Raw genomic sequence first — 26,462 nt, forward strand, 5'->3', positions numbered from 1 at the left:
ACAAAGGAATCGTCCTTTTGTCGCACAGATTTATGCGCTTGCTTCAGCAGCGCTCGCCACTGTTTCGAGCGAATCAGCTGCGTCTTCTGCCGCCTGCATCTTTGTCGGCACCACGCCAAAACAGCAGCTCAGCGCCGCAGACACCGCAAATGCTGCGCCGCCGGCAGCGCAGCACCACAGCAGATTCGAGATGCCGCCCGTGGCAAAGCCAATGACCATAAGAACATTCGTCATACCGATGGTATAAGCCGTAACGTGGCCTACGGCCGCAACAAGGCCTCCGACGGCGCCGCCAACGGCCATGCACGTCAGACACCTGCCATATTTAAAGCCGCATCCGTACAGCGCTGGCTCGCTTACGCCGCCAAGAATACCCGAGATTGAATAGCCCAGCATGAGCGCCTTCTCGTCCTTATCCGCAACGCGGAGCGACGCGCCAAAGGGCATACCCCAAACGGCGAACGTTGCCATCGTCGCGGCGATCAGGATGCACGAATCCGTTCCCACACTCATAAACTGCGCATAGGCGAGCGATAGGACAACGTTGCTGACGCCCGCGATCTTTAGGAACTCCCAGCCCGCGGCAAGCCCCATGAGCGTGAGCAGCGACACGATGCCACCGGAATTGCCAAGCATAAACATAAGCTGGCCCAACAGCATGCCCAGATAGCTGCCCGCCGGCGCCGTAATACACAGCGAAACCGGAACCATGACAAGCATGGTCGCAAACGGAACGAACGAAAACGCCACGGCCTTAGGGATAACGCGCCGAAAGAAACACTCCACTCGCCATAGCACGGGCACCGAGATGAGAACCGGAATAACAGTCGTCGTGTAATCGATGACCGGCGCGGGAAGCAGGCCATACACGGAAGTCATCGGTGCCCCCGTCGTCGATGCGGCATCGACGAGCTTAAGCAGATCGGGCGCAATCAATACGCCGCCCAGCATCATGCCCAGCTGCTCCGAGCAACCGAGCTGGCGGGCGGCCGCCCAACCAAGATAGATGGGCAAAAAGTAATAGCCGGCGTTATAGAGCCAACTGTAGAACAGGCGATAGATTTCGGAATCGGCAGACCACAGGCCCAGCATGCCTTCGCCCATAATGACGGCGACGGTGCGGAACAACGCCGCGCAGACAATAAACGGCAGCGCCGACATCATGCTTTTGGACAGATAGTCCACCACGGCCATGGCGTTTGATGAAACCGTCGTTGCAAACGAGGTGTTAGAAACTTGTGGCATGGAACGCCTTTCCCAATGTGACATGCGGACTGTCCCTTTGTCACATCGTGCGGTACTGACCGATTGCGCGGTACTTTTCGTAGCGGAGGTTTGTGAGGGTCGCGTCGTCGAGCCGCCCAAGCGTATCGAAGGCATCAAATGCCGAGGACATGACGGCACCGGCAATCTCCTCATGCGACAGGCCCCTATCGTCGACAATGCCGTCGATGATGCCGAGCGCCAACAGGTCGGGGGCCGTGAGTTTCAGCGCCTCGGCGGCCTCATCCGCGCGCTCGGTATCCTTCCACAGGATCGACGCGCAGGCCTCGGGGCTCACGACCGAATAGGCCGAGCTCGAGAGCATCAGGATGCGGTCGGCCACGGATAGCGCCAGCGCGCCACCAGAGCCGCCCTCGCCTGTCACCACCGAGACAATCGGCGTCTTAAGGCCGCTCATCTCCATGAGATTCTGGGCGATCGCCTCGCCCTGGCCGCGCTCCTCGGCACCGATGCCGCAAAACGCGCCCGAAGTATCGACCAGGCACAGAACCGGTCGACCAAACTTTTCGGCCTGACGCATAAGGCGACGCGCCTTGCGGTAGCCCTCGGGATGCGCCATGCCAAAGTTGCGGCGGATACGCTCTTTGGTCGTGGTGCCGCGCTCGATGGCGATAACCGTCACGGGTCGCCCGTCCTTCCAGCCGATGCCGCCCACCACAGCGGCGTCGTCGCCAAAGTAACGGTCGCCGTGCAGCTCCACAAATCCATCCAGGCCCAACGAGATCATCTCACCCGCCGTGGCGCGATCTGCCAAGCGGGTCTGCTTGACAATCTCGAGCGCGGTTTTTGGTGCCGTCGAGCGCTTAAACAAGTGTCCCAGCTTTTTGCCGCGGCGACCCGCATGGACGATCTCATGCGGTGCCCCCAGGCCGGGCGCGTGCCCTTCGTGCAGCGCCAACAGCTCGCCTACCGTGAGCGCAATCTCGCCACGCGGAACAACGGCATCGCAAAAGCCGTGCTCCAGCAAAAACTCGGAGCGCTGGAATCCCTTGGGCAGGCGCTTGTGCATGTTCTGCTCGATCACGCGCGGGCCGGCAAATGCCGTCAGGGCATCGGGCTCGGCCAGGATTATGTCGCCCTCCATGGCAAAGCTCGCGGTCACGCCGCCAGTCGTGGGGTCGGTGAGCACCGTGATATACAGGCCGCCCGCCTCGCTGTGGCGCCTAACCGCCGCAGAAATCTTGGCCATCTGCATAAGCGATGTCACACCCTCTTGCATGCGCGCACCGCCCGAAACGGTAAAGCCGACAACTGGCAATCCCATCTCGGTCGCACGCTCAAATGTGCGACAGATCTTCTCGCCCACCACGGAACCCATCGAGCCCATCATAAAGTTGGCGTCCATAAAGAAAAGCGCCGTATCGCAGCCGCAGATTTTGCCCCTGCCGCACACAACGGCATCGCGCTCGCCCGAACGCTCGCTCACGCTCTTAAGCTTGTCGGCATAACCGGGAAACGAGAGGAAGTCCTTCGACGCCAGATTGGCATCCCATTCCTCAAAGGTACCCGCGTCGACCGTCATGCGCATGCGCGCGCGACCGCTCACGCGAAAGTGTTTGCCGCAACGAGGGCAGACCTCGAGGTTGTCGTGCAGGCGCGCCTCATCGATCACACGGCGGCACTCCGGGCATTTGACAAACACGTGGCGCGCGGGGAACTCGGCGCACGACTCGGTTATCGGCCCCTCAAGGACATTGACCGTCTTCGCTTTTCTATTCATCAGCATAGAGATGCCCCATCAGATCGGTGTGATACATGCCCGACAAAAACTCGTCGTTTGCCAGCACGTCGAGCTGAAGCTCGCTATTTTCGCTCACGCCCTCAATCACGAGCTCGCCCAGGGCCGAGCGCATCTTGCGAATGGCACCGTCACGCGTGGGCGCGCACACGATGAGCTTGCCGAGCATGGAGTCGTAGTACGGCGGAACTTTCGCTCCGGTAAACATGGCGGAATCCCAGCGCACGCGCGGACCACCCGGCACACGCAACGCGGTGACCGTTCCACATGACGGTAGAAAGTCCGGCGTTTCGGCATTGATGCGGCACTCCATGGCGTGGTTGCGGACCGGTACGTCCTCCTGCTCAAAGGGCAGAGGCTGGCCGGCAGCCACGCGCAGCTGCCACTTAACCAGGTCGGTATCGGTCACAAACTCCGTAACCGGATGCTCCACCTGCAAGCGCGTGTTCATTTCCATAAAGTAGAAATTGCCGTCGTCCGAGTACAGAAACTCGATGGTGCCAGCGCCCTCATAACCGACGGCACGAGCCAAGTCGCGCGCCGCCTTGTGCATACGGGCACGAATATCGTCGCGTCCGTCGAGGCACGGCGCGGGGCTCTCCTCGATCAGCTTTTGGTTGCGGCGCTGCACCGAGCACTCGCGCTCACCGAGCGAAAACACATGGCCCTGCTTATCGGCCATAATCTGTACCTCAACGTGATGCGCCGGCGCGACGAACTTCTCCATGTAGCACTCGCCGTCGCCAAAAACGGCCTCGCCCTCGGCACGCGCCTCGATGAACGCCTTTGCCGCGTCTTCCACGCGCTCGACCTTGCGAATACCGCGACCGCCACCGCCGGCACGCGCCTTGATGAGCACGGGACAGCCGATGCGCTCGGCCTCGGCCGTCGCCTCCTCGGGGCTTTTGAGCAAATCGCAGCCCGGCACGATGGGCACGCCCGCGGCGGCGGCCGTTCGGCGTGCGGCGTTCTTGTCGCCCATGCTGTCGATCACCTCGGCCGAAGGACCGACAAACGCCAGACCGTACTTGTCGCAGTCGCGCACGAAGCTCGCCTTCTCGGAGAAAAAGCCATAGCCGGGATGAATTGCCTTAGCTCCCGACTTTACGGCACAGGTGAGCACGGCATCGTCGTTGAGGTAGCTCTCGGCAAGACGCGGGCCGCCGATGCAATACGCCTCGTCGGCAAGCTGCACGTGCAGCGCGTCCGCATCGGCCGTGGAATAAACGGCGACGGTCTTGATGCCCATATCGCGGCACGCGCGGATAACACGGACCGCGACTTCGCCGCGGTTGGCGATGAGCACTTTGTCGAACATGGAGCCTTCCTTAACTTTCGTGCATGAGTGCAAAAGACATATCGGCGCGGCAGCAAACCTCACCGTTGACGCTCGCAGTACCCGTCGCAAAGCGGAACGGCCCGCGCGCACGCGTGATGGAGCACACTAGATCCACCGTGTCGCCCGGGCGCACCGGACGCTTAAAGCGCACCTTGTCCAGACTCGTGTAGAACGGCGTCGCGCCGCGCGCCTCCTCATCGCCCATCAGCAGCACGCAGCAGTTCTGGGCGAGCATCTCGCACTGAATCACGCCGGGAACGACCGGGTTTCCCGGAAAATGTCCCTGCAAAAAGTACTCGTCGCCTGTAATCGTGATCTTGCCGTGGGCCTCGTCGCCCACCAGCTCGGCTTCGTCGAGCAAAAGCATCGGCTCGCGATGCGGTAACAGCTTCTTGAGCTCTTCTTTGTTCATGGATATCACCTATCCGATCCTCATGAGGCAGCTGCCAAACTCCACGAGGTCGCCGTCGGCCACGCAGATCTCGAGCACCTCACCGTCTGCCTCGGCCGTCACCTCGTTGAGAACCTTCATGGCCTCGATGATGCAGAGGGTCTCGCCGGCCTTGACCTTGGAGCCCACGCGCACAAACGGCTCGTCGCCCGGCGCAGGGGCAGCATAGAAGACGCCCACCATGGGAGCAGTCACCTCGGTGCCCTTGGGCTCCGGCGCGGCGGCAGGTGTCTGCGTGGCGGGTTCCGGTGCGGCAGGCGCGACTGTGGGAGCTGCAACTTGAGCGGCCACGGCACCCGGCATAGGCATGGGCACGGCAACCGGCTGCGCGGCACTCGCGCGCTCGAGTTCGACCGCGGTGCCATCGGGCTCCTCAACACGTACGCGCGTAAGGCCGCGGTCCTCCATCACATCGGCTATCTCGGCAAGTCTTTTGGAATCCATGCTCTAGCTCCTCGTATATCTACGCAGCGCGATGGCGGCGTTGTGCCCGCCAAAGCCCAGGTTGGTCGAAAGCGCCCAGGTAAGGTCGGCGCGAACCGCGCGATTGGGCGTGTAATCAAGATCGCAGGCGGGATCAGGCGTGTGGTAGTTAATGGTCGGCGGCACCACGCCCTGCTCGAGTGCCATGGCGCAGGCCATGACCTCGATGGCCCCCGTGGCACCGATCATGTGCCCCGTCATCGACTTGGTCGACGAGACATGTGCGGCGCGCGCCGCGTCCTCGCCGAGCGCTCGCTTAATGCCCGCCGTCTCGGACGAATCATTAAGCTTGGTCGAGGTGCCGTGGGCATTGATGTAGAGGCCCTCGGAAGGCTTGACGTCGCCCTCGGCCACCGCCAGCGATATCGCGCGGGCAATGCCGGCAGCCTCGGGATCGGGACTCGTGATGTGATAAGCATCATCGGTGTTGCCGTAGCCCACGACCTCGGCATAAATGTGCGCACCGCGCGCCTGCGCATGTTCCATGCTCTCGAGTACCAGCACGCAGGCGCCCTCGCCCATCACAAAGCCGTCGCGGTCTGCATCGAACGGGCGGCAAGCCGTCGCAGGATCGGGGTTGGTGGTCAATGCGCGGCAGGACGTAAAGCCTGCAACGGCATCGGGGATAATGGCCGCCTCGGCGCCGCCCGCGAGGATCGCGTCGGCATAGCCGTGCTTGATGGCGCGGAACGCCTCGCCCACCGCATGGGCCGAGGTCGCGCAAGCAGTCACGACTGGCAGGGTCGGTCCCTTTGCCTTGTGGCGGATCGCGATATTGCCCGAAGCCATGTTGGGGATCATCATCGCAATCATATAGGGCGATGCGCGGCGAGGTCCACGATCGGCGATCGTGTGGACGTTGTCGACGAGCGTCGTCATGCCGCCCACGCCCGAGCCCACGTAGACGCCCAGACGCTCACGATCGATGGCGCCTTCGACATCAAAGCCCGCATCGTGCATTGCCTCGTCCGAAGCCGCCATCGCAAACTGAACGCAGGGGTCGAGATGCTTGGCGTCACGCTTGCCAAAGTACTCGTTGCCGTCAAAGCCCTTGACTTCGGCCGCCACCTTGACGGTAAACGCATCCGTATCGAAGTGCGTGATCGGGCCGATACCGCACGTGCCGGCGCACATAGCCGCCCAGGTGGCAAGCGCCGTGTTGCCGAGCGGCGATACGGCACCGATGCCGGTGATTGCAACTCTCTGTTCCATCATGGTCTCCTCATCCAAGCCGTTCTTCGGCCCTGGTTTCTACATCGCCATTCCGCCGTCGACGCGCACGACCTCGCCCGTAATGTAGGCAGCCGCATCACTCGCTAAAAAGCGCACCACGCCGGCCACTTCCTCGGGGCGTGCCATGCGCTTAAGGGGAATCTGTTCCTCGGTTGCCGTACGCACCTTCTCCGAGAGCTTTGCCGTCATATCTGTCTCGACAAACCCGGGGGCGACCGCGTTCGCTCGTACGCCACGAGGCGCAAGCTCGCGCGCCACCGCCTTGGTAAGCCCTATCACGCCCGCCTTGGAAGCAGCGTAGTTGGCTTGCCCGGCATTGCCCATCAGGCCCACGACCGAGCTCATGTTGACGACGCAACCGCCGCGCTGGCGCATAAAGGTCTTGGTGAGCGCGCGCGTCATATTGAATGTTCCCTTGAGATTGACATCGAGCACGCGATCGAATGCGTCATCGCCCATGCGCATGAGCAGGCCATCGCGGGTGATGCCGGCATTGTTGACGAGCGCCCAAATGGAACCAAAGTCGTTGAGGACCGCTTCCACACACGCGTTGACGGCAGCGGGATCGGCCACGTCGCATTGATATGCGCGTGCCGTGGCGCCAACCGCCTCACAGGCTTCGCACGTCTCGCGCGCCGCATCGACGCTGCCGGCATAAACGACGGCGATATCGTAGCCATCCTCCGCCAGGCCCACGGCACAAGAGCGACCAATGCCGCGTGAGCCGCCCGTGACCAGCGCCACGCGGCGCGATCCGTCGCGCTCGAGCGCGCCGTTGTTCAAGTTGCCCATGTCATTCCTTTCGGGTTACAGCCCTGTGAACTATGCGAGCTCGTCGGCAATAGCTGCGACCTGCTCGGCCGTTTCGCACGAATACACGCGAACGTCGCTCAGCGTACGCTTGACCAGGCCCGACAGCGTTTTGCCGGGGCCGACCTCAATAAACGTGTCGATGCCTTGATCCTGCAGAGCATGCAGCGCGTCGACCCAGCGCACGGCATGACTCACCTGGTTGGCCAGCACCTCCGATGCCGCCTGCGGGTCGGCCGGATAGGGCGCCGCCGTCATATTTGCCATGACCGGAATCAGCAAAGGGGACGGGGCGTGCCCGGCTTGGATATACGTCGCCAGCCCCTCAGTCGCCTCGGCCATATAGGGGCTATGGAATGCACCCGACACCGCGACCTTCATGGCGCGACCGCCAGCCTCTTTTACCAGGGCGTCGAGGTTCTGCAACGCATCGGGCGCTCCGGCCACAACCGTCTGCTGGGGACTGTTGTAGTTGACCGGCCAGCAGTTCTCGCCGGCCTGTTTTGCCAGGCCCTCGACTTGCGCTGCATCGAGCTTGATGACGGCGCGCATGCCGCCGGGGTGACGCTCAGCCGCCGTGGCCATCAATGCCGCGCGCTCACACACGAGCTCAAAACCCGCTCGTGTATCGAATGCCCCCGCAAAGGTGAGTGCAGCGACCTCGCCCAGCGAGAATCCCGCACAGGCGGCAGGCACCACGCCGCGCTCGCGCAGGGCGACGGCAACAGCCAAGTCGTGCACGAACACGCAAGGCTGCGTGTTCTCGGTCTGTGAGAGCTCCTCTTTCGAGGCGCTCCGGCACTGTTCGCTCGTCCCCGGACGCACCTCGTCGGCAATGGCAAACACCTCGGCAGCCGCCGGCGATGCTTCGATGAGGTCGACGCCCATCGCGGGGTGTTGGACGCCCTGGCCGGCAAACAGAAACGCTACGCTACCCATGCGGACGCACCCTTCAGGACATGCTCGGCGCCATCGACCAGATCGTCGACGATTTCGCGTGCACTCTGGCGTTCGTTGACCATGCCAGCAATCTGTCCGCACAGATACGAGCCCTCTTCGTAATTACCGTCCTTTGCGGCTTTACGAAGCGCGCCCGTGCCCATGGCCTCGAGTTCCTCGGCATTTGCGCCCGCAGCCTCGCTCTTGGCATACGCGTTAGTGAAGGGGCTCTTGAGGGCGCGAACCGGATGCCCCGTCGAGCGACCGGTCGCGCGCGTCGACGTGTCGCCTGCCTTGAGCACCAGCTCTTTGTACTGTTCGGATACGGTGCACTCGTTTGCGACCAGAAAGCGTGTTCCCACCTGGACGCCGGCAGCGCCGAGCATAAAGGCGGCCGCCACACCGCGGCCATCGGCGATACCGCCAGCCGCGACCACGGGAATATCGACCGCATCGACAACCTGCGGCACCAGTGCCATCGTCGAGGTCTCGCCAATATGGCCGCCTGATTCGGTGCCTTCGGCAACCACGGCGGTGGCCCCGCGACGCGCCACGAGACGCGCCAGCGCCACCGAGGCAACGACCGGGATGACCTTGATGCCCGCCTCGTTCCACGCCTTCATGTACTTGGTGGGATTGCCGGCGCCGGTCACCACAACGGGCACCCGCTCATCAATCACCACTTGTGCGACCTCGTCGACAAACGGGCTCATGAGCATAACGTTGACGCCAAAGGGCTTATCCGTCTTGGCGCGCAGCTCGTGAATCTGATCGCGCAGCCAGTTGGCATCGGCATTCATGGCCGCGATAATGCCTAAGCCGCCTGCCTCGGACACGGCCGATGCCAGCGAGGCGTCAGCAATCCAGGCCATGCCGCCCTGGAACACAGGCTTTTCGATGCCGAGCAGATCGCAGAGAGGAGACTTGAGCATCACTACTTCTCCAATGCCGCCTCGACCGTATCGACGAACTCGCCGACCGTCTTGGGGTTCTCCTCGGTATCGAGCTCAATGCCAAACTCGTCCTCGACGGCAACGAGGATCTCGACGGTACCCAGGCTGTCGAGGCCAATCTCCTCGAGCGTGGACTCGGGCTTCATCTCGACATCGTCAAGGCCGGCGGTCTCGCGGATAACGTCGCAAACGCGCTCGAAGGTCTTCTGATCTGCCATGGTAGTTCTCCTTTGTTTGTGCCCCAGGGGCGTTTTCATTTCCTATGTGCAACTACTTCCAGCGAAGTAGATAGCCACCTACATCCAAGCCGGCGCCAAATCCAACGAGGGCGATGGTGTCGCCCGCATTCAGTGCGTTGGTGCGCGCCAGCCGATCAAGCGCAAAGGGAATGCAGGCGCTCGAAATATTGCCGGTTTCACGCAACGTTCGGACCACACGGTCGTCCGGCACACCTAAGCGCTTGACCGCCTGGCTCAGGATTCGTTCGTTAGCCTGATGGAATACAAAATGATCGATGTCTTCGACCGCAATGCTCGCATCGCTCGCAAGCTTATGGACCATGTCGCAGATGGCATTGACGCCGAACTTGAACACACGACGACCGTTCATGGACAGCACGCTTTCGCGGTCCTGCGCCGTCTTATACGGCGAGGAGCCCGCCAATCCGGGGACACGCAGTGTTTCGACGTCAGGCGACGTCGAAAGCTCAACGGCGAGGGGATTCTCTCCCCCAGCCTCTATGACCGCAGCACCCGCGCCATCGCCAAAGAGCACGCAGGTGGCACGATCGGTCCAGTCGAGCGCGCGCGTCATCTGCTCGGCAGCAACGATAAGCACGCGCCTGGCACGACCGCGGGCGATATAGCCCTCGGCGACATCGAGCGCAAATACGAAGCCGGCACAAGCCGCCGAAACGTCGAAGGCAGGACATGTGGCACCCAGGCGCTCAGCAACGGCGCACGCTTCGGCGGGAACGAGATGGTCGCCCGTCGTCGTCGAACAGACGATAAGATCCAGCTGACTCGCATCGATTCCGGACGTCTGGAGCGCTTGCTCGCTCGCTGCCACGGCAAGGTCGTCGAGCGACTCGGTGGTGCACACATGGCGGCTCTTGATGCCTGTGCGGGTAAAAATCCACTCATCCGAGGTATCGAGGAACTCGGACAGCTCGTCATTGGAAACACTGCGCTTGGGAAGCGCCGAGCCTGTTCCAAGAATCGTGAAACCCATCACTAACCTCCTTTGAGTTGTTGACGTGTTTACATCGACCAAGAGAGGATAGCGCATTCTTCGCTTTGTTGACGTGTTAACATTAAATTGTCCAAATGCGACAAAGGCTTCACATTGTGTCTATCTCTCGACACCATTGCGTCATTCACTTATTCATTAAGGAGGTAGCAGCCGCTATGGATGCCCAATTAACGATAGTCGACGTAACCGGATCGACCAACGATGACCTGCTCGAGGCAGGAAAACAGGGAGCGCCGCACGGCACGGGGCTTGCCGCCCGCGCGCAAACGGCAGGACGCGGCCGACGCGGCCACAAGTGGGATTCAACCGCCGGCAACCTGTTGCTCTCGATTGTCCTACGTCCTCGTGTTAATCCCGCCAAGTACTCTGGCCTTGCCGCCGTCAGCGGCCTAGCGGTGCTCGAGGCGCTCGAGGCGCAAGGTCTTGCTAACGAGATCGGCCTCAAATGGCCCAACGACCTCGTCGCACGAGGACATAAGCTCGGCGGCATCTTGGTCGAGGCGGCTCGTGACAACGAGGGCAAGCCCTTTGCCGTCTGCGGCATTGGCGTCAATGTGAACTATGTGCCCTCGGAGGTTCCCGATAGCGGCCTGCCGGCAATCGGTCTGTCAGACCTCAACGAGAATGTTCCCACCGTCGATGTCCTACTCAAGGAGGTCTATCACACCGTCGTAAACGCTGTGGACGCGTGGGTAGATCTGCTCAACGCCATGGAAGAAGACGCTGGTCCGATCGCGCCCGTCCACGATGATTATGTCGCTCATCTCAATTGGATTGGGGAGCACGTTATCGCCCGTTCCCCTGCCGGTGACGAGCTGGCACGTGGCATCTTTCAAACGGTCGATGCCTTTGGTCGCGCGTGTATCGAAACGGAAGACGGCTTACGTTCCTTCCATTTTGAGGAGGCATCGCTGCGTCCCATGGGTAAATAAGGCGCCACAGCCACCCGCTCGACAGCATTACCCGGCCCCCCAAGGTCATCATTCAAAACAAAAGGGCCCCGCTACCAAAATGGCAGCGGGGCTCTGTAAGCTATGAGCGATATCGCTTAGAGCTTGATGTCGATGTCGACACCAGCGGGGAGGTCGAGACGCATGAGCGAATCAACGGTGCCCGAGGTGGGGTCGAGGATGTCGATGAGGCGCTTGTGGGTGCGCATCTCGAACTGCTCACGGGAGTCCTTGTTCACGTGCGGCGAGCGGATAACCGTGTACAGGTTGCGCTCGGTGGGCAGGGGGACAGGACCGGAAACGCGAGCGCCGGTCTTCTGAGCGGTCTCGACGATGAGCTTCGCGGACTGATCGACGACCTCGTGATCATAGCCCTTGAGGCGAATGCGGATCTTCTGGGTAGCCAACTTAAACCTCCAAAGAGTGCGAGAGATGTTCTCGCAGGATTACGTAACAGGGAGCTCGAACTTAGGCGTTCTTGCTCATGACCTCGTCCACGATGGACTTGGGCGCGGGCTCATAAGAGTCGAACTGCATCGTGTAGGATGCACGGCCCTGGGTCTGGGAGCGAAGGTCGGTAGCGTAACCGAACATCTCGCCCAGCGGCACCTTGGCACGGATGAGCTTGCTGTTCTTGCGATCCTCCATGCCCTCGATCTTGCCGCGGCGACCGGAGAGGTTGCCCATAACGTCGCCCATGTACTGCTCAGGGGTCTCGACCTCGACAGCCATGATCGGCTCGAGCAGCTGCGGGTCGGACTTCTTGAGAGCGTCCTTGATAGCCATGGAACCGGCGATCTTAAAGGCGGCCTCGGAGGAGTCGACCTCGTGGTAAGAGCCGTCGAACAGGGTGACCTTAACGTCGAGGACCGGGAAGCCGGCGATAACACCGGTGTTCAGGGCCTCCTGGATGCCCTTGTCGATGGACGGGATGTACTCCTTGGGCACGACGCCGCCGACGATAGCGTTGACGAACTCGTAGCCGAAGCCCTCCTCCATCTTCTCGAGCTTGATGACGGCGTGACCGTACTGACCGCGACCGCCGGACTGACGGACGAACTTGCCCTCAGCCTTCTCGACGTCGTGACCAGCGGTCTCGCGGTAGGCAACCTGGGGCTTACCAACGTTAGCGTCAACCTTGAACTCGCGGAGCAGACGGTCGACGATGATCTCGAGATGCAGCTCGCCCATGCCGGCGATGATGGTCTGGCCGGTCTCGTGGTTGGTGGACACCTGGAAGGTCGGGTCCTCCTCGGCGAGCTTGGTCAGAGCCAGGGACATCTTGTCCTGCTCGGCCTTGGTCTTGGGCTCGATGGCAACGTCGATAACGGGCTTAGCGAACTCGATCTTCTCGAGGACGATCTCCTTGCCCTCGGCGCACAGGGTGTCACCGGTGGTGGAGTTCTTGAAGCCGACGCAAGCGACGATGTCGCCGGCGGCAGCGTCGTCACGGTCGATACGCTCGGCGGCGTTCATCTCGAGGATGCGGCCGAGGCGCTCGCGCTGACCGTTGGAAGCGTTGACCACGTAGGAGCCGGACTCGGCGCGGCCGGAGTAAACGCGGACGTAGGTGAGCTTACCGACGAACGGGTCGGTCATGATCTTGAAGACCAGGCCGGAGAAAGGCTCGTCGAAGGAAGGATGACGCTGGATCTCCTCGCCGGTGTCCGGATCGGTACCGGTGACGGCCTCAACGTCGAGCGGGCTGGGCAGGTAGTCGACGACAGCGTCGAGCAGCTCCTGAACGCCCTTGTTCTTGTAGGCGGAGCCCACGAAGACGAGGTTGAGCTCGTTGGCCAGAACGCCCTTGCGCAGAGCGGCCTTGAGCTCCTCGACGGTGAAGTCCTCCTCCATGAGGATCTTCTCCATGAGCTCGTCGTCAAAGCTGGCAGCAGCGTCGAGGAGCTCCTCGCGCTTGGTGGCAGCGATGTCGGCAAACTCAGCCGGGATCTCGTCCATCGGCTCGGGGTAGGTCATGCCCTTCTCGTCGGCCTTGAAGTCCCATGCAGTCATGGTGACGAGGTCGATGACGCCCCAGAAGTTGTCCTCGGCGCCCATCGGGACCTGAGCGGCCACGGCGTTAGCGTCGAGACGATCCTTCATGGTCTCGATAGCGTTGAAGAAGTCAGCGCCCACGCGGTCATACTTGTTGATGAAGGCGATGCGGGGGACGTTGAAGGTAGAAGCCTGACGCCAAACGGTCTCAGACTGGGGCTGAACGCCGGCAACGGCGTCGAAGACGGCGACAGCACCATCGAGGACGCGCAGGCAGCGCTCGACCTCGGCGGTGAAGTCAACGTGGCCCGGGGTGTCGATGATCTGGATGCGGTAGTCCTTACCGTCCTTGTTCCAGAAGCACGTGGTAGCAGCGGAGGTAATGGTTACGCCGCGCTCCTGCTCCTGAACCATCCAGTCCATGGTGGCAGCGCCCTCATGAACCTCACCGATCTTGTGGGTCTTACCGGTGTAGTAAAGAATACGCTCGGTCGTGGTGGTCTTACCAGCATCGATGTGGGCCATGATGCCGATGTTACGGGTATCGGAAAGCTTGTACTTAGGCTTAGCCATGTTAGTTCCTTACCTTAACTTACCAACGATAGTGAGAGAACGCGCGGTTGGCCTCGGCCATCTTGAAGACGTCCTCACGCTTCTTGACGGAAGCGCCCAGGCCGTTGGAAGCGTCGAGGATCTCATTGGCGAGACGCTCGGCCATGGTCTTCTCCTTGCGAGCGCGGGAGAAGTTGACGATCCAGCGGATACCCAGAGCGGTGGAACGACGGGAGTTGACCTCCATCGGGACCTGATAGGTAGCGCCACCGACACGCTTGGGCTTAACCTCGAGCGTGGGCTTGACGTTGTCCATAGCCTTCTTGAAGGTAGCGAGAGCGTCGCCACCCTCGGACTTCTCGGCAACGATCTCGAAAGCGGTGTAAACGATGCGCTCAGCGGTGGCCTTCTTGCCGTCAAGAAGGACCTTGTTGATGAGCTGAGTCACCAGGCGGTTGTTGTAAACGGCGTCAGGCTGAACCTCACGACGATTAGCTGCTGCACGACGCGGCATGTGAAATCTCCTTAAGTGTCTACCGTGCGGCGCTCAAGACGGCACACGGCGAAAGTATCAAAACGTTATCTGGCTTATTTAGCCTTGGGGCGCTTAGCACCGTACTTGGAACGGGCCTGCATACGGTTCTGGACCGGAGCAGCGTCGTAGGCGCCACGGATGACGTGATAACGGACACCAGGGAGGTCACGGACACGACCGCCGCGGACGAGCACGATGGAGTGCTCCTGCAGGTTGTGGCCCTCACCCGGGATGTAAGCAGTAACTTCGATGCCGTTGACAAGGCGAACACGGGCAACCTTACGAAGAGCCGAGTTCGGCTTCTTGGGGCTCGTGGTGAAGACGCGGGTGCACACGCCGCGCTTCTGGGAGTTGTGCTGCAGAGCAGCGTTCTTGGACTTCTTGGGCACGGAACGACGGCCCTGGCGAACCAGCTGGTTAATAGTAGGCAAAGCGTACTCCTTCTCGAATGATTCCAGCTTTCTGTAAAGTGCAACGGCTTGAATCGAGGGGTCAGCATCCCCCTACGAAACACGCAGTTCGATAGGATACGTGGCGTTAGCTGTGCCGTCAACAGACCACGCCGCCGGGCGTATCCCAAAATAGCTATATTTCCGCAAAGCCTCCATAAAAGGAATCCCCGCCTGTGCGCAAGTGCCCATTCCAGCCGTCCATGTAACGCAAAAATGGCCGCTTCCCCTAGTGGGAAGCGGCCTCAAGTCTTACGAGTAGACGATGGTAAAGGGTACTTCTGTTTCGGTCTCTCCTGTTGATGTGCACCTCGTTCCCTCAAGGGTTACCGATACAACCTGATCGACATTGATGAGCCTTGCCGGAACCCAGATGTTCTCTCCGCTATTGCGCGCCATCGAAACATAGAAATTGTACGCCCCTGCGTCGTCATCTTCGATAATCTGCTCCGATCCATCCTTGTAGCTGACGGTCAGTTTATGATCAACTGCTTCATAGCCCAGATCATCGATGTGCGTCTGGATGGAAAACGGGCTGATCTCGAGAGGCGAGTCGTCGGAGCGGAGCTCCTTTGTATCGACGTGCGCTCCGACGTTAAACTCTGGCGTCGATACCTCGATCGCCTTCGCATCCTCACCTTTGCCCTCCGTCCAACTGATATTCCAGGTGACCGCATGTCGTAAATCTCGATCGCGATTCCAAGATGCAAAGTACATCGTGCCGTTAATGACCGTGTCGCTTGATGTGTCTTTATCAATGGTGCAGCGTGTATCAGCCCATTCCTCGCCGAAGTTCATGCTGGGTGTACTGACGCCCCCTTCTTCTTCACCATAGAGAACAAGTTCGCCAGTCTCTGCTGCCGGCTTGTAGTAGTTAACACCATTTGGATTGGACAACGTAAACGTCACGGCACCGCAACCGTTTTTATCGATAGCCATATCATGAATGTCGAGTGTATAGCCGTTGCCCTCGACGGACAGATTGACCTTCTGTACTGAACCCTCCAAGCTTTGGGGCGCAATGCCGTCACCAAACTCTCTGGTGTAGGTATATTTAGTCCCCGACGAGCCACCTTGAGTCCAGGTAATGGACTCTCCGTTGCCATGGTTTCCCCAGGCAGAGGCAAAATAGCTGGAATTGACGACGGCGTAGGCGACCCCTCCGGTCGCCAGCACTCCGGCAAGGCATCCGATTACGGCAACATAGAGAGGCTTCGCGTGACCCTTTCGGCGAAGCGGCTCGCCAGCAGCGGCATAAAGAACACGGTCGGCAAGATCGCTATCGGCTTGGATGGACTCGAAGGCCTGCTTGATTTGATTGGATTTCACGGTCGCCCTCCTCTAGGATGAATTTGAGCTTCGATCTACCGCGAGCTAAACGCGTTCGAACGGTCGCGGCTGGCACATGCAGTAACTCGGCAATCTCTGAGGTCGAAAAGCCCAGATAGTAATAGAGCACGATGGGGACACGGAATCGCTCCGGAAGTCGCATAACGTCTGACAGGACCGCCTTGGTCTCATCCTGCGCCGCCGAAAGCGAATCGGCCAGGTTCTCAATATCCTCTACACGCCTCCATGGCTTTCGAAAGAGCGATTTACATTCATTGATCGTGACCCGGATAAGCCAGCGGCGAAGATGTTCCCAACTTTCAAAGTGTCCATCGCTTTTAAGCAACTTAAGAAAGACATCTTGGGCAATATCGTCGGCATCGGCGCGATCGCGCAGGTACGTCAAGGCGATTCGAAACACGACATCCCGGTGATCTTCGACCGCCTGTCTAAATGCTTGTTCTTCCATAATCACCTCCCGGTGACGGTAATGATTCTTGATGAGGTCCTCACCATAGATACGCTCTGGCCGGACGAAATGTTTCAAATTCAAGCAGGAAAAACCTACCAAAATAAACCTGTCCCTTTTTGGCAAGGGATCAACGGAACGCAACAGGTTGAGCATACGCAAGCGAGCGGCCCCCAGAGCGTACAAGGTGGCATGAAAAAGGCAGGGCATTGACCTTTTGGTCATGCCCTGCCTTTTGAATGACAGATTGTAGCTCTGGGGGCCGCGCAGCGACGGAGGTCGCCGCCGTTCGTTAGAACGGCGGAACTAATTACTCCTCGTCGTTGTCCTTGGCCTCTTCGGCGTCGTCGGTGTCCACGAGCTGGTTGAGCAGCTCGTCGAGGGACGCCATGTCCTCGTTGATCGCGCCGTTGGCGGGAGCCTTCTTGTCGTCGATCGGGGCGCCCAGGAGCTCCTCGTCGGCGTCGGCGTGATGCGTCGGAGCGGAGGTACCCAGCAGGATATCGTCCGGACCGTCGGGGCTAAAGACCATCTGCAGCAGCTGCGAGAGGTCTTCCTCGTCGGCAACGTCGTCGTTGTTCTCGAGGATGTAGAGCAGGTCGTGGGCCTCCAGGCCGTCACGGAGCTCCTCGATCGCCTTAGCACCGATACCATCGATGCGCAGCAGATCCTCCTCGGACTTGCCGACCAGGTCGCCGACCGTCTCGATGCCGACCTCGCTGAACTTGTTGGTCCAACGCTGCGACACGCCCAGGTCGTCGAACAGGTACAGGCGAGCCTTCTCGGCGGAGATGGTATGGCCGTTGCGGGTGAACGAACCGTCAGCACCACCGAACTCGTCGTAGCCGGCCCAGTCGAGCTGCTGCGGGAGCTGCTCGTCCAGGTCCTTGAGCTCCACAGGGGCCCACTCAGGCAGCGACTTGGCGTTGGGCGAAGCCGGGCCGTCGATGTCCACGTAGCCGTCGGCCGTGCGATACGTCAGCTTGGCGTTGGCGTACGGCTTGAGGCCGGTACCAGCCGGGATCTTCTTACCGACGATGACGTTGGACTTAAGGTCGAGCAGGTGGTCGACCTTGCCCTCGATGGCAGCCTCGGTAAGGACGCCAGCGGTACGGATGAACGAAGCGCTCGACAGCCAGGAGTCGATGTTGGACGCGACCTTGAGCGTACCCAGGATGACGGGCTCGGCCACGGGAGCCTGACCGCCCAGACGGGCAACGCGCTCGACCTCGTCGGCAAACTCGTAGCGGTCGACGTACTGACCAAGCAGGTACTTGGAGTCGCCGGGGTTGGTGATCTGAACGCGACGCAGCATCTGACGTGCGAGCACCTCGATGTGCTTGTCGTTCAGGTCGACGCCTTGGCTGGTGTAGACGTCCTTGACGCTCTCGACGAAGGTGTGCATCGTCGACTCGATGTCGGTCAGCTTGCGCAGGTTGCGGAAGTTAACGAAGCCCTTGGTGATCTGGTCGCCGGCGCGAACCTCGCAGCCGTCCTCGATCTCGGGCATGAAGCGCACCGAAGCGGGGACGCGACGCTCGTCGAGGACACGGGTGTGATCCTCGGAGTCGGTGAGCGTCAGCACGTACTCGGACTTCTCGGGCTTAATCGAGAGGTGGCCGGAGTACGGAGCCAGCTCGGCCTCGCGACCCAGGATCTTCTCGTTGACGTTGCCGACGATATCGAACATACGGCTGACCGTAGGCAGACCCTGCGTAATATCGTCGACGCCAGCGACGCCGCCGGAGTGAATGGTACGCATCGTAAGCTGCGTACCGGGCTCGCCGATGGACTGGGCGGCAATAATGCCGACCGCGGTACCGATGGCGACTGGACGACGGGTGGAAAGATCCCAGCCGTAGCACTTCTGGCACACGCCGTACTTGGAGCGGCAGGTGAGCAGCGCGCGAAGCTTGACCTTCTTAAGGCCGGCATCGACCATCTTCTGGATGTCAGCGACCTTCTCGATGTAGCCGTCCTGCTCAAAGAGCACGGTGCCATCGGGAGCCACGACGTCCTCAATGAAGCAACGGCCGACGAGGTCGGTGTTGAGGTCGGTGGTGCCGGGGATGATGAGGTTGTAGGTGACGCCCTCGTGTGTACCGCAGTCCTCCTCGCGGACGATGACGTCCTGGGCCACGTCGACCAGACGACGGGTCAGGTAACCAGAGTCCGAGGTGTGGGATGCGGTATCGACCAGGCCCTTACGGGCGCCGTAGGTCGAAATGAAGTACTCGAGCGGCAGCAGGCCCTCGCGGAAGTTCGCCTTAATGGGAAGGTCGATCGTCTCGCCGGACATGTCTGCCATCAGGCCACGCATGCCGCCGAGCTGACGCAGCTGGGTCTTAGAACCACGGGCGCCGGAGTCGGCCATCATGTAGAGCGGGTTCTCCTCGTCGAACAAGTCGAGCATGAGCGCTGCAACCTTATCGGTACAAGCGGTCCACTCATTAACGACTTCGATGTGGCGCTCCGTCTCGTTGATGAAGCCCTCCTCGAAGTACTCGTTGATCTGGTCGACGTTGGCCTGGGCGCGATCGAGCAGCTCCTGCTTCTCGGCAGGGATGAGAGCGTCCCACACCGAGATGGTGAGGCCAGCGCGGGTAGCGTAGTGGAAGCCGGAGTACTTGATGGCGTCGAGGATCGGGCCGACCTTGGCCTCGGGATAGCGATCGCAGCAGTCCGCAACCAGCTTGGCCACGTCGCCCTTGACCATCTTGTAGTTCATGAACTCGTAGTCTTCGGGCAGGCACTGGCGGTTGAAGATGATGCGGCCGATGGAGGTCTCGAAGCGCGCGGTCTTGTTGCCGGTGACGTCGTAGTCGACGAACTCGTTCTTGCCGTTCTTGACGCGGAAGATACGGGTGCCGTCCTCGTTGATGACATTGGCGTCGGCAGCGGACACGCGGACCTGAATCTTGGCCTGCATGTCGACCTCGGAGCGGCAGTCATAGGCGTGCAGCGCGTCGTCGAAGCTGGCGAACACGTGGTTCTCGCCCGGCAGACCGTCGCGGACCTGGGTCAGGTAGTACACACCGATGATCATGTCCTGCGAGGGGATGTTGACCGGCTTGCCGGATGCCGGCGAGCGCAGGTTGTTCGCAGAGAGCATGAGCACGCGAGCCTCGGCCTGAGCCTGGCTGGACAGCGGCACGTGGACAGACATCTGGTCGCCGTCGAAGTCGGCGTTGAAGGGCGAGCAGACCAGCGGGTGCAGGTGGATAGCCTTGCCCTCGACCAGCACCGGCTCAAAGGCCTGGATGGACAAACGGTGCAGGGTCGGTGCACGGTTGAGCAGCACGACGCGGCCGTCGATGACCTCTTCGAGGATGTCCCACACAAAGGTGGCACCGCGGTCGATAGCGCGCTTGGCGCCCTTGATGTTTTCGACCTTGCCGAGCTCGACCAGGCGCTTCATGACGAAGGGCTTGAAGAGCTCCAGCGCCATGGTCTTGGGCAGACCGCACTGGTGCAGCAGCAGCTTGGGGTCGGTAACGATTACCGAACGGCCGGAGTAGTCGACACGCTTACCCAGCAGGTTCTGACGGAAACGGCCCTGCTTGCCCTTGAGGGCCTCGGCGAGCGACTTGAGCGGGCGACCGCCACGGCCAGAGACCGGGCGACCACGACGGCCGTTGTCGAACAGGGCGTCCACGGACTCCTGGAGCATGCGCTTCTCGTTGTTCACGATGATCGCAGGGGCGTCCAGGTCGAGCAGGCGCTTGAGTCGGTTGTTACGGTTGATCACGCGACGGTACAGATCGTTGAGGTCGGACGCGGCGAAGCGGCCGCCGTCGAGCTGGACCATCGGGCGCAGATCGGGCGGAATGACCGGGATGACGTCCAGGATCATGTTCGCGGGGCTGTTGCCGCCCTTCAGGAAGGCGTCAACGACCTCGAGGCGCTTAACGGCCTTCTCGCGCTTCTGCTTCTGGGAATCCTCGTCGGCGATGATGGCCTTGAGCTTCTCGGCCTCGGAAGGAAGGTCGATGGCAGCGAGCAGGTCGCGGACGGCCTCGGCACCCATGCCACCCTTGAAGTACATGGAGTAGTAACGGGTCATCTCGCGGAACAGCGGCTCATCGGAGATGAGGTCGCGCTCGGTGAGCTTCATGAAGGCGTTGAAGGCGTCCGTGCGGAGCTGCTTCTCGTCCTTGCACTCTTCCTCGATGTCGACGATGCCGGAGGCGATCTCCTCGGGGGTCAGCGGCTCCTCGTCGGAGAACTCGTCAAAGTTCTCGGGGTCGCCCTGCTCCTTGAGGGACTCGATCTGGCGGGCGCACTCGGCATCGATCTCTTCCAGATCGGCGGCGAGCTCCTCGCGCAGGTCGTCGGCGTCGGCCTCGCGGGCCTCATAGTCGACCTCGGTGATGATGTAGCTGGCAAAGTACAGAACCTTCTCGAGGTCCTTGGACTTGATGTCGAGCATACGGCTCATCGGGAAGCTCGTGGGGCTCTTGAAGTACCAGATGTGGGACACGGGAGCGGCGAGCTCGATGTGGCCCATGCGGTCGCGACGCACCTTGGCCGAGGTGACCTCGACGCCGCAGCGCTCGCAGACGATGCCCTTAAAGCGGATGCCCTTGTACTTGCCGCAGGAGCACTCCCAGTCCTTGGCGGGACCGAAGATCTTCTCGCAGAACAGGCCGTCCTTCTCGGGCTTGAGGGTACGGTAATTGATGGTCTCCGGCTTCTTGACCTCACCGTGCGACCAGGAACGGATCTGGTCGGCGGAGGCAAGGGAGATCTTTACCGAGTCAAAATCAGTAGCTTCGAAATCTGCCACAGTCAACTACTCCTTATCAGTGGTCGTGGCGGCGACAGCCTCGGGTGCCTCGGCGGTCTCGGCATCCTCGGCCTCGACGTCGGTGTCAACGCCGGCGAGCGCGGCCAGGTCGTCGAGAGCAGAGGTCTCCTCGGCGGTCACAGGTGCGGAGGCGTCCTCGTCGGCATCGTGCATGGGCTCGATGTCCAGTGCGAGGGAGCGAATCTCCTTGACGAGAACCTTGAAGGACTCGGGGATACCCGGGACAGGAACGTTCTCGCCCTTGACGATGGACTCGTAGGTCTTGACGCGGCCCACGGTATCGTCGGACTTGACGGTCAGGATCTCCTGCAGGACGTTGGACGCACCGTAAGCGTACAGTGCCCAAACTTCCATCTCGCCGAAGCGCTGGCCGCCGAACTGGGCCTTGCCGCCCAGAGGCTGCTGGGTAACCAGGCTGTAAGGGCCGGTCGAACGGGCATGGATCTTGTCGTCGACCATGTGGCCGAGCTTGAGGATGTAGGACGTACCCACGGTAATGGGCTCGCGGAACTCCTCGCCGGTGCGGCCGTCGAACAGACGGGTCTTGCCGCGCTCGTCAAGCTGGGTGACGAACTCGGGGCGCATGTGATCGCCAAAGGCAGCGGTGGCCTTGTTGAGCATGTTCTTGTTGGCACGACGAATGACCTCGGCGATCTCGTCCTCCTTGGCGCCGTCGAAGACGGGCGTGGCGGTGAAGAACGGACCGGGGACGTACTTGTCGGAGTCGGCCTGCTCGGTATCCCAACCGCAGGCAGCAGCCCAACCAAGGTGGCACTCGAGCAGCTGGCCGACGTTCATACGCGAAGGAACGCCCAGCGGGTTGAGGATAACGTCGATCGGGGTACCGTCAGCCATGTAGGGCATGTCCTCGACCGGCAGAACGTTACAGATAACACCCTTGTTGCCGTGGCGGCCGGCGATCTTATCGCCCTGCTGGATCTTACGACGCTGGGCGACGTAGACGCGCACCTGCTCGTTGACGCCGGGGGCCAGGTCGTCGCCGTTCTCGCGGCTAAAGCGGACGACGTCGATGACGCGGCCGTAAGCGCCGTGAGGCATCTTAAGGGAGGTGTCACGGACATCGTGGGCCTTGGCACCGAAGATGGCGCGCAGCAGGCGCTCCTCGGCGGTCAGAGCGCTCTCGCCCTTAGGCGTGACCTTACCGACCAGGATGTCGCCAGGGCCGACCTCGGCGCCGATGCGGATGATGCCGTCCTCGTCGAGGTTGGCAAGCATGTCCTCGGAGAGGTTCGGGATCTCGCGGGTGATCTCCTCGGGACCGAGCTTGGTGTCGCGGGCGTCGATCTCGTGACGGGTGATGTTGATGGTCGTCAGCAGGTCCTCGGCCACCAGGCGCTCGGACACGACGATACCGTCCTCGTAGTTAAAGCCTTCCCACGGCATGTAGGCCACGGTGAGGTTCTGACCCAGTGCGAGCTCGCCATGATCGGTCGAAGGACCGTCAGCCAGGGGCTCGCCCTGCTCAACGGTGTCACCGACGCGCACGAGCGGACGGTGGTTGATGCAGGTGGACTGGTTGGAGCGCTGGTACTTGGCCAGGTGATACTCGTCCATGCCGCCGGCATGCTTGACGATGATCTTGGCGGCGTCGGCAAAGATGACCTCGCCGGCGTTCTTGGCCAGGGTGACCTCGCCGGAGTCCAGGGCGGCGCGACGCTCCATGCCGGTACCGACATAGGGAGCGGCGGGGTGGACCAGCGGCACGGCCTGACGCTGCATGTTAGCACCCATCAGCGTACGCTTGGCGTCGTCGTGCTCAAGGAACGGGATCAGCGTGGCTGCGACGGAGAGCATCTGACGCGGCGAGACGTCCATGTAGTCGACGTCCTCGACGGGCACGTCGGCGGGAGCGCCGAAGGAGCCGTCGAAGTCGCGGGTACGGGCGATCACGGTGTGCGGGCGGACGATCTTGCCCTCGGCATCGGTCGTGATGAACTCGTTGGTCTTGGGATCGAGCGGCGTGTTGGCCGGCGCGATGACGTGCTTCTCTTCCTCGTCAGCGGTCATCCAGTCGATCTGATCGGTGGCAACGCCGTTCTCGACGCGACGGAACGGGGCCTCGATGAAGCCATACTCGTTGACGCGGGCGTAGAGGGCGAGCGAGCCGATCAGGCCGATGTTGGGGCCTTCGGGGGTCTCGATCGGGCACATGCGGCTGTAGTGCGAGTTGTGAACGTCGCGGACGGCCGTCGGCACGTTGGTGCGGCGGCTGGAGCCGGACTTGTGGCCGGCAAGACCACCAGGGCCGAGTGCGGACAGACGGCGCTTGTGGGTCAGACCGGTCAGGGGGTTCGCCTGGTCCATGAACTGCGAGAGCTGCGAGGAACCGAAGAACTCCTTGATGGAGGCCACGATCGGGCGGATGTTGATGAGCGACTGCGGGGTGATCTCGTCGATGTCCTGGGAGCTCATGCGCTCACGGACGACGCGCTCCATACGGCTCATGCCGATACGGAACTGGTTGGCGACGAGTTCGCCGACGGTGCGGATGCGGCGGTTGCCAAAGTGGTCGATGTCGTCGACCTTGAAGCCCTGCTCGCCGGCAGCGAGGGACAGGAGGTAGCGCAGCGTCGCGACGATATCCTCGTCGGTGAGCACCGTGACCTCTTCCTCGGTGGTGAGGTTGAGCTTCTTGTTGACCTTGTAACGACCGACGCGGGCCAGATCGTAGCGCTGCGGGTTAAAGAGCAGGCCCTCGAGCAGGCTGCGGGAAGCGTCCACGGTGGGAGGCTCGCCCGGGCGCAGGCGACGGTAGATCTCGATGAGGGCGTCCTCGCGGGTGAGGGCGGTGTCGCGCTCCAGGGTGCGCTTGATCACATCGGAGTTGCCGAGCAGCTCGATGATGTCGTCGTTGGTGACGGCAATGCCAAGGGCGCGCAGGAACATCGTGGCGCTCTGCTTGCGCTTACGGTCGATGGAGACCATGAGCTGGTCGCGCTTGTCGACCTCAAACTCAAGCCAGGCACCGCGGGACGGGATGATCTGGGCCTTGTAGATCTGCTTGCCCGAATCCATCTCGGAGCTGTAGTACACGCCTGGGGAGCGGACGAGCTGCGAGACGACGATACGCTCGGTACCGTTGATGATGAAGGTACCCTGATCGGTCATCATGGGGAAGTCGCCCATGAAGACGAGCTGCTCCTTGATCTCGCCGGTCTCCTTGTTGGTGAGACGGACGTCGGTCAGAAGCGGAGCCTGATAGGTCATATCCTTCTCGCGGCACTCCTCGACGGTGTGCGCGGGGTCGCCGAACTGATGCTCGCCGAAGGTAACCTCGAGAACATGGTTCTGGCTCTGGATGGGGCTGGATTCCTTGAACGCCTCACGAAGGCCCTCGTCCTTAAAACGCTCAAAGGATTCCCTTTGAACAGAGATAAGGTTGGGGAGCTCCATGGCCTCCGGGATTTTCCCGAAGCTGACGCGCTTGCGCTCAGTGGCAGTGTATGCGTAGGTCACCAGGTTTTTCCTCCTTCACGGAAATGCTCGGTGGGTTGGCGAGGCATAGCTTCGCCAGTTATCGCAACCTAATAGTTTATCAGGTACCGACCGTTGGGCAAGAAAAGCCTTGACGCGATTGAGTTTTTGGAGTAGCAAAGTTTTTCGACAGAAAAAGTGCAGGTAGATATATGCGTATCGAACAGCTGTTCATATATTTTCTGTGAACGAGACTGCTGGTGCGGGTCACCGAACGGCGGAATGGCGACGAGGGTCGATCAGGCGGAAACTGTGTCCCGTTTTGAGGCCCCAAACTGGGGCGCAGCTTCCGGTTGAGCCCTGTTTGGGAAAGCATATCCCGTTCTGAGCCGAAATTCCGGGTCGCAGTTTCCGCTAGGGGCTCCAACCGGAAAGCGCGTCCCAGAATTCGACCAAATTGTGGGTCGCACTTTCCGGGGCTAAGCTGTAACCCGCATAAAAAACGGGTGCAGACCGAAGTCCGCGCCCGTAAATGTCGATGCCCGAAGGCTTACTTGCGCATCAATCCGCCGCGCTCGTCGATAGCGTCCCAGAAGGCATCGGCAAAGCGGGGGTCGCTTGCAGCCATGAGGGCGTTGGTGGCCATCCAGCCAGAGGGAGTGCCGGTGTCGTAGCCCGACAGCGGGTCGATGACGACCGCATACATGGCCTCGCGGTCGAGCGAACGGGCCATGGCGTCGGTGAGCTGGATCTCGCCGCCCTTGCCGGCCTGCTGATCTGCCAGCAGGTCCATGACCAGCGGGCTCAGCAGGTAGCGACCGACGATGTACAGGTTGGACGGAGCAGCCTCGGGAGCGGGCTTCTCAACCAGACCGCCGATACGCCAGACAGCGCCCGGCTCGGCATCGGCAACGTCCTCGGCGCCCTCGAGCGAACCGACGCGCTCGCCGGCGATAACGCCGTAGCGGCTGACTTCCTCGGGCGAGCAAGCAGCGACGGCGATAACCGAAGCGCCACCGTGCTCCTTGGAAACGGCGAGCATCTTGTCGCAGATATCGCGGTTAGGCACAACGTAGTCGCCCAGAAGAACCAGGAAGTTCTCCCCTGCCACGGCGTCGGCAGCAGAGCGAATAGCATGGCCGAGGCCCTTGGGCTCGTACTGATAACGGAAGTCGACCGGCATACCGCCAGCGTGGGCGACGGCATCGGCATAGGCGTTCTTGCCGCGCTCGCGCAGCAGGTTCTCGAGCGAACGGTCGGGCTGGAAGTAGTTCAGCAGCTCGGGCTTGCCGGGAGAAGTAACGATGATGGCGTCGTCGACCTCCTCGGGGTCGAGTGCCTCCTCGACGACGTACTGAATGACGGGCTTGTCGAGCACCGGCAGCATCTCTTTGGGCGTGCACTTGGTGCCAGGCAGAAAACGCGTGCCAAGACCGGCGGCGGGGATGATTGCCTTCATG

The 26,462-nt window shown here is 61.4% G+C and carries 21 protein-coding genes; 1 reads left to right on the forward strand and 20 read right to left on the reverse strand.

Annotation, left to right across the window (positions count from 1 at the left end):
- Window positions 1–30 precede the first annotated feature (30 nt).
- The 11 genes from DWW73_RS01400 to DWW73_RS01450 are packed head-to-tail and all read right to left on the reverse strand — an operon-like array spanning window position 31 to window position 10,460.
- Window positions 31–1,245, reverse strand: a complete 1,215-nt coding sequence (locus DWW73_RS01400) for a PTS transporter subunit EIIC (protein ID WP_117778554.1) — start codon at window positions 1,243–1,245, stop codon at window positions 31–33.
- 40 nt (window positions 1,246–1,285) lie between these two features.
- Window positions 1,286–3,010 carry an acetyl-CoA carboxylase, carboxyltransferase subunit beta gene (gene accD, locus DWW73_RS01405; RefSeq protein WP_117778555.1) on the reverse strand — a complete coding sequence of 575 codons (1,725 nt, stop codon included), beginning with the start codon at window positions 3,008–3,010 and terminating at the stop codon, window positions 1,286–1,288.
- Window positions 2,997–4,340: an acetyl/propionyl/methylcrotonyl-CoA carboxylase subunit alpha gene (locus tag DWW73_RS01410; RefSeq protein ID WP_117778556.1), complete on the reverse strand. Its 1,344-nt coding sequence runs from the start codon at window positions 4,338–4,340 to the stop codon at window positions 2,997–2,999. Before DWW73_RS01410 ends, accD begins: the two co-directional genes overlap by 14 nt.
- Window positions 4,341–4,350: 10 nt before the next feature.
- Window positions 4,351–4,773, reverse strand: a complete 423-nt coding sequence (gene fabZ / locus DWW73_RS01415; protein WP_099432064.1) for a 3-hydroxyacyl-ACP dehydratase FabZ — start codon at window positions 4,771–4,773, stop codon at window positions 4,351–4,353.
- 9 nt (window positions 4,774–4,782) lie between these two features.
- The gene (accB, locus tag DWW73_RS01420; protein WP_117778557.1) at window positions 4,783–5,256 is read right to left on the reverse strand and encodes an acetyl-CoA carboxylase biotin carboxyl carrier protein; all 474 of its coding nucleotides are present in this window, start codon (window positions 5,254–5,256) and stop codon (window positions 4,783–4,785) included.
- A gap of 3 nt (window positions 5,257–5,259) precedes the next feature.
- Window positions 5,260–6,507 (reverse strand): beta-ketoacyl-ACP synthase II, encoded by a 1,248-nt coding sequence (fabF, locus tag DWW73_RS01425; RefSeq protein ID WP_089572489.1) that lies wholly within the window; start codon window positions 6,505–6,507, stop codon window positions 5,260–5,262.
- A gap of 39 nt (window positions 6,508–6,546) precedes the next feature.
- Complete coding sequence (fabG, locus tag DWW73_RS01430) at window positions 6,547–7,320, reverse strand: 3-oxoacyl-[acyl-carrier-protein] reductase (RefSeq protein WP_117778558.1); 774 nt, start codon at window positions 7,318–7,320, stop codon at window positions 6,547–6,549.
- Window positions 7,321–7,350: 30 nt separating this feature from the next.
- Window positions 7,351–8,277: an ACP S-malonyltransferase gene (locus tag DWW73_RS01435; protein ID WP_117778559.1), complete on the reverse strand. Its 927-nt coding sequence runs from the start codon at window positions 8,275–8,277 to the stop codon at window positions 7,351–7,353.
- On the reverse strand, window positions 8,265–9,209 hold the full coding sequence (fabK, locus tag DWW73_RS01440) for an enoyl-[acyl-carrier-protein] reductase FabK (RefSeq protein WP_117778560.1): 945 nt from the start codon (window positions 9,207–9,209) through the stop codon (window positions 8,265–8,267). The genes DWW73_RS01435 and fabK overlap by 13 nt, the downstream gene beginning before the upstream one ends.
- Before the next feature lie 2 nt (window positions 9,210–9,211).
- Window positions 9,212–9,448, reverse strand: coding sequence for an acyl carrier protein (locus DWW73_RS01445; RefSeq protein WP_055285196.1), 237 nt, complete (start codon window positions 9,446–9,448; stop codon window positions 9,212–9,214).
- 52 nt (window positions 9,449–9,500) lie between these two features.
- Window positions 9,501–10,460, reverse strand: coding sequence for a 3-oxoacyl-ACP synthase III family protein (locus tag DWW73_RS01450; protein WP_117778561.1), 960 nt, complete (start codon window positions 10,458–10,460; stop codon window positions 9,501–9,503).
- A gap of 176 nt (window positions 10,461–10,636) precedes the next feature.
- On the opposite strand from DWW73_RS01450, the gene DWW73_RS01455 reads away from it, so the two are divergent.
- Window positions 10,637–11,413, forward strand: a complete 777-nt coding sequence (locus DWW73_RS01455) for a biotin--[acetyl-CoA-carboxylase] ligase (RefSeq protein WP_158563762.1) — start codon at window positions 10,637–10,639, stop codon at window positions 11,411–11,413.
- 116 nt (window positions 11,414–11,529) lie between these two features.
- On the opposite strand, the gene rpsJ is transcribed toward DWW73_RS01455, so the two are convergent.
- The 9 genes from rpsJ to DWW73_RS01500 all read right to left on the reverse strand — a co-directional run bounded on the left by rpsJ (window position 11,530) and on the right by DWW73_RS01500 (window position 26,461).
- Window positions 11,530–11,838, reverse strand: a complete 309-nt coding sequence (gene rpsJ, locus DWW73_RS01460; protein WP_022094184.1) for a 30S ribosomal protein S10 — start codon at window positions 11,836–11,838, stop codon at window positions 11,530–11,532.
- A gap of 61 nt (window positions 11,839–11,899) precedes the next feature.
- Window positions 11,900–13,999, reverse strand: coding sequence for an elongation factor G (gene fusA / locus DWW73_RS01465; RefSeq protein WP_022094183.1), 2,100 nt, complete (start codon window positions 13,997–13,999; stop codon window positions 11,900–11,902).
- A gap of 19 nt (window positions 14,000–14,018) precedes the next feature.
- The gene (gene rpsG, locus DWW73_RS01470) at window positions 14,019–14,492 is read right to left on the reverse strand and encodes a 30S ribosomal protein S7 (RefSeq protein ID WP_006235013.1); all 474 of its coding nucleotides are present in this window, start codon (window positions 14,490–14,492) and stop codon (window positions 14,019–14,021) included.
- A gap of 74 nt (window positions 14,493–14,566) precedes the next feature.
- Entirely contained in the window at window positions 14,567–14,944 is a 378-nt protein-coding gene (gene rpsL, locus DWW73_RS01475; protein ID WP_006235012.1) for a 30S ribosomal protein S12, read from the reverse strand.
- Between the two features lie 270 nt (window positions 14,945–15,214).
- On the reverse strand, window positions 15,215–16,291 hold the full coding sequence (locus DWW73_RS01480) for a DUF4179 domain-containing protein (RefSeq protein WP_117563771.1): 1,077 nt from the start codon (window positions 16,289–16,291) through the stop codon (window positions 15,215–15,217).
- Window positions 16,242–16,916, reverse strand: coding sequence for an RNA polymerase sigma factor (locus DWW73_RS01485; RefSeq protein ID WP_233509083.1), 675 nt, complete (start codon window positions 16,914–16,916; stop codon window positions 16,242–16,244). The genes DWW73_RS01480 and DWW73_RS01485 overlap by 50 nt, the downstream gene beginning before the upstream one ends.
- Window positions 16,917–17,070: 154 nt before the next feature.
- The gene (locus DWW73_RS01490) at window positions 17,071–21,546 is read right to left on the reverse strand and encodes a DNA-directed RNA polymerase subunit beta' (RefSeq protein WP_187361807.1); all 4,476 of its coding nucleotides are present in this window, start codon (window positions 21,544–21,546) and stop codon (window positions 17,071–17,073) included.
- Window positions 21,547–21,552: 6 nt separating this feature from the next.
- Window positions 21,553–24,981 carry a DNA-directed RNA polymerase subunit beta gene (locus tag DWW73_RS01495; protein WP_233503781.1) on the reverse strand — a complete coding sequence of 1,143 codons (3,429 nt, stop codon included), beginning with the start codon at window positions 24,979–24,981 and terminating at the stop codon, window positions 21,553–21,555.
- Window positions 24,982–25,552: 571 nt separating this feature from the next.
- Complete coding sequence (locus tag DWW73_RS01500; RefSeq protein ID WP_055250255.1) at window positions 25,553–26,461, reverse strand: UTP--glucose-1-phosphate uridylyltransferase; 909 nt, start codon at window positions 26,459–26,461, stop codon at window positions 25,553–25,555.
- Window position 26,462: the final 1 nt, after the last annotated feature.

The organism is Collinsella sp. AF16-8, from assembly GCF_003462695.1.
Classification (GTDB): domain Bacteria; phylum Actinomycetota; class Coriobacteriia; order Coriobacteriales; family Coriobacteriaceae; genus Collinsella.

Excerpts from the sequence above, each read along its gene's own strand:
- DWW73_RS01485 (WP_233509083.1), bottom strand. The coding sequence starts at position 16,916 with ATGCTCAACCTGTTGCGTTCCGTTGATCCCTTGCCAAAAAGGGACAGG.
- fabK (WP_117778560.1), bottom strand. The coding sequence starts at position 9,209 with ATGCTCAAGTCTCCTCTCTGCGATCTGCTCGGCATCGAAAAGCCTGTG.
- accB (WP_117778557.1), bottom strand. The coding sequence starts at position 5,256 with ATGGATTCCAAAAGACTTGCCGAGATAGCCGATGTGATGGAGGACCGC.
- DWW73_RS01455 (WP_158563762.1), top strand. The coding sequence starts at position 10,637 with ATGGATGCCCAATTAACGATAGTCGACGTAACCGGATCGACCAACGAT.
- DWW73_RS01410 (WP_117778556.1), bottom strand. The coding sequence starts at position 4,340 with ATGTTCGACAAAGTGCTCATCGCCAACCGCGGCGAAGTCGCGGTCCGT.
- DWW73_RS01445 (WP_055285196.1), bottom strand. The coding sequence starts at position 9,448 with ATGGCAGATCAGAAGACCTTCGAGCGCGTTTGCGACGTTATCCGCGAG.
- fabG (WP_117778558.1), bottom strand. The coding sequence starts at position 7,320 with ATGGGCAACTTGAACAACGGCGCGCTCGAGCGCGACGGATCGCGCCGC.
- DWW73_RS01450 (WP_117778561.1), bottom strand. The coding sequence starts at position 10,460 with ATGGGTTTCACGATTCTTGGAACAGGCTCGGCGCTTCCCAAGCGCAGT.
- fabZ (WP_099432064.1), bottom strand. The coding sequence starts at position 4,773 with ATGAACAAAGAAGAGCTCAAGAAGCTGTTACCGCATCGCGAGCCGATG.
- DWW73_RS01400 (WP_117778554.1), bottom strand. The coding sequence starts at position 1,245 with ATGCCACAAGTTTCTAACACCTCGTTTGCAACGACGGTTTCATCAAAC.
- fusA (WP_022094183.1), bottom strand. The coding sequence starts at position 13,999 with ATGGCTAAGCCTAAGTACAAGCTTTCCGATACCCGTAACATCGGCATC.
- fabF (WP_089572489.1), bottom strand. The coding sequence starts at position 6,507 with ATGGAACAGAGAGTTGCAATCACCGGCATCGGTGCCGTATCGCCGCTC.
- DWW73_RS01495 (WP_233503781.1), bottom strand. The coding sequence starts at position 24,981 with ATGGAGCTCCCCAACCTTATCTCTGTTCAAAGGGAATCCTTTGAGCGT.
- DWW73_RS01435 (WP_117778559.1), bottom strand. The coding sequence starts at position 8,277 with ATGGGTAGCGTAGCGTTTCTGTTTGCCGGCCAGGGCGTCCAACACCCC.
- DWW73_RS01500 (WP_055250255.1), bottom strand. The coding sequence starts at position 26,461 with ATGAAGGCAATCATCCCCGCCGCCGGTCTTGGCACGCGTTTTCTGCCT.
- rpsG (WP_006235013.1), bottom strand. The coding sequence starts at position 14,492 with ATGCCGCGTCGTGCAGCAGCTAATCGTCGTGAGGTTCAGCCTGACGCC.
- accD (WP_117778555.1), bottom strand. The coding sequence starts at position 3,010 with ATGCTGATGAATAGAAAAGCGAAGACGGTCAATGTCCTTGAGGGGCCG.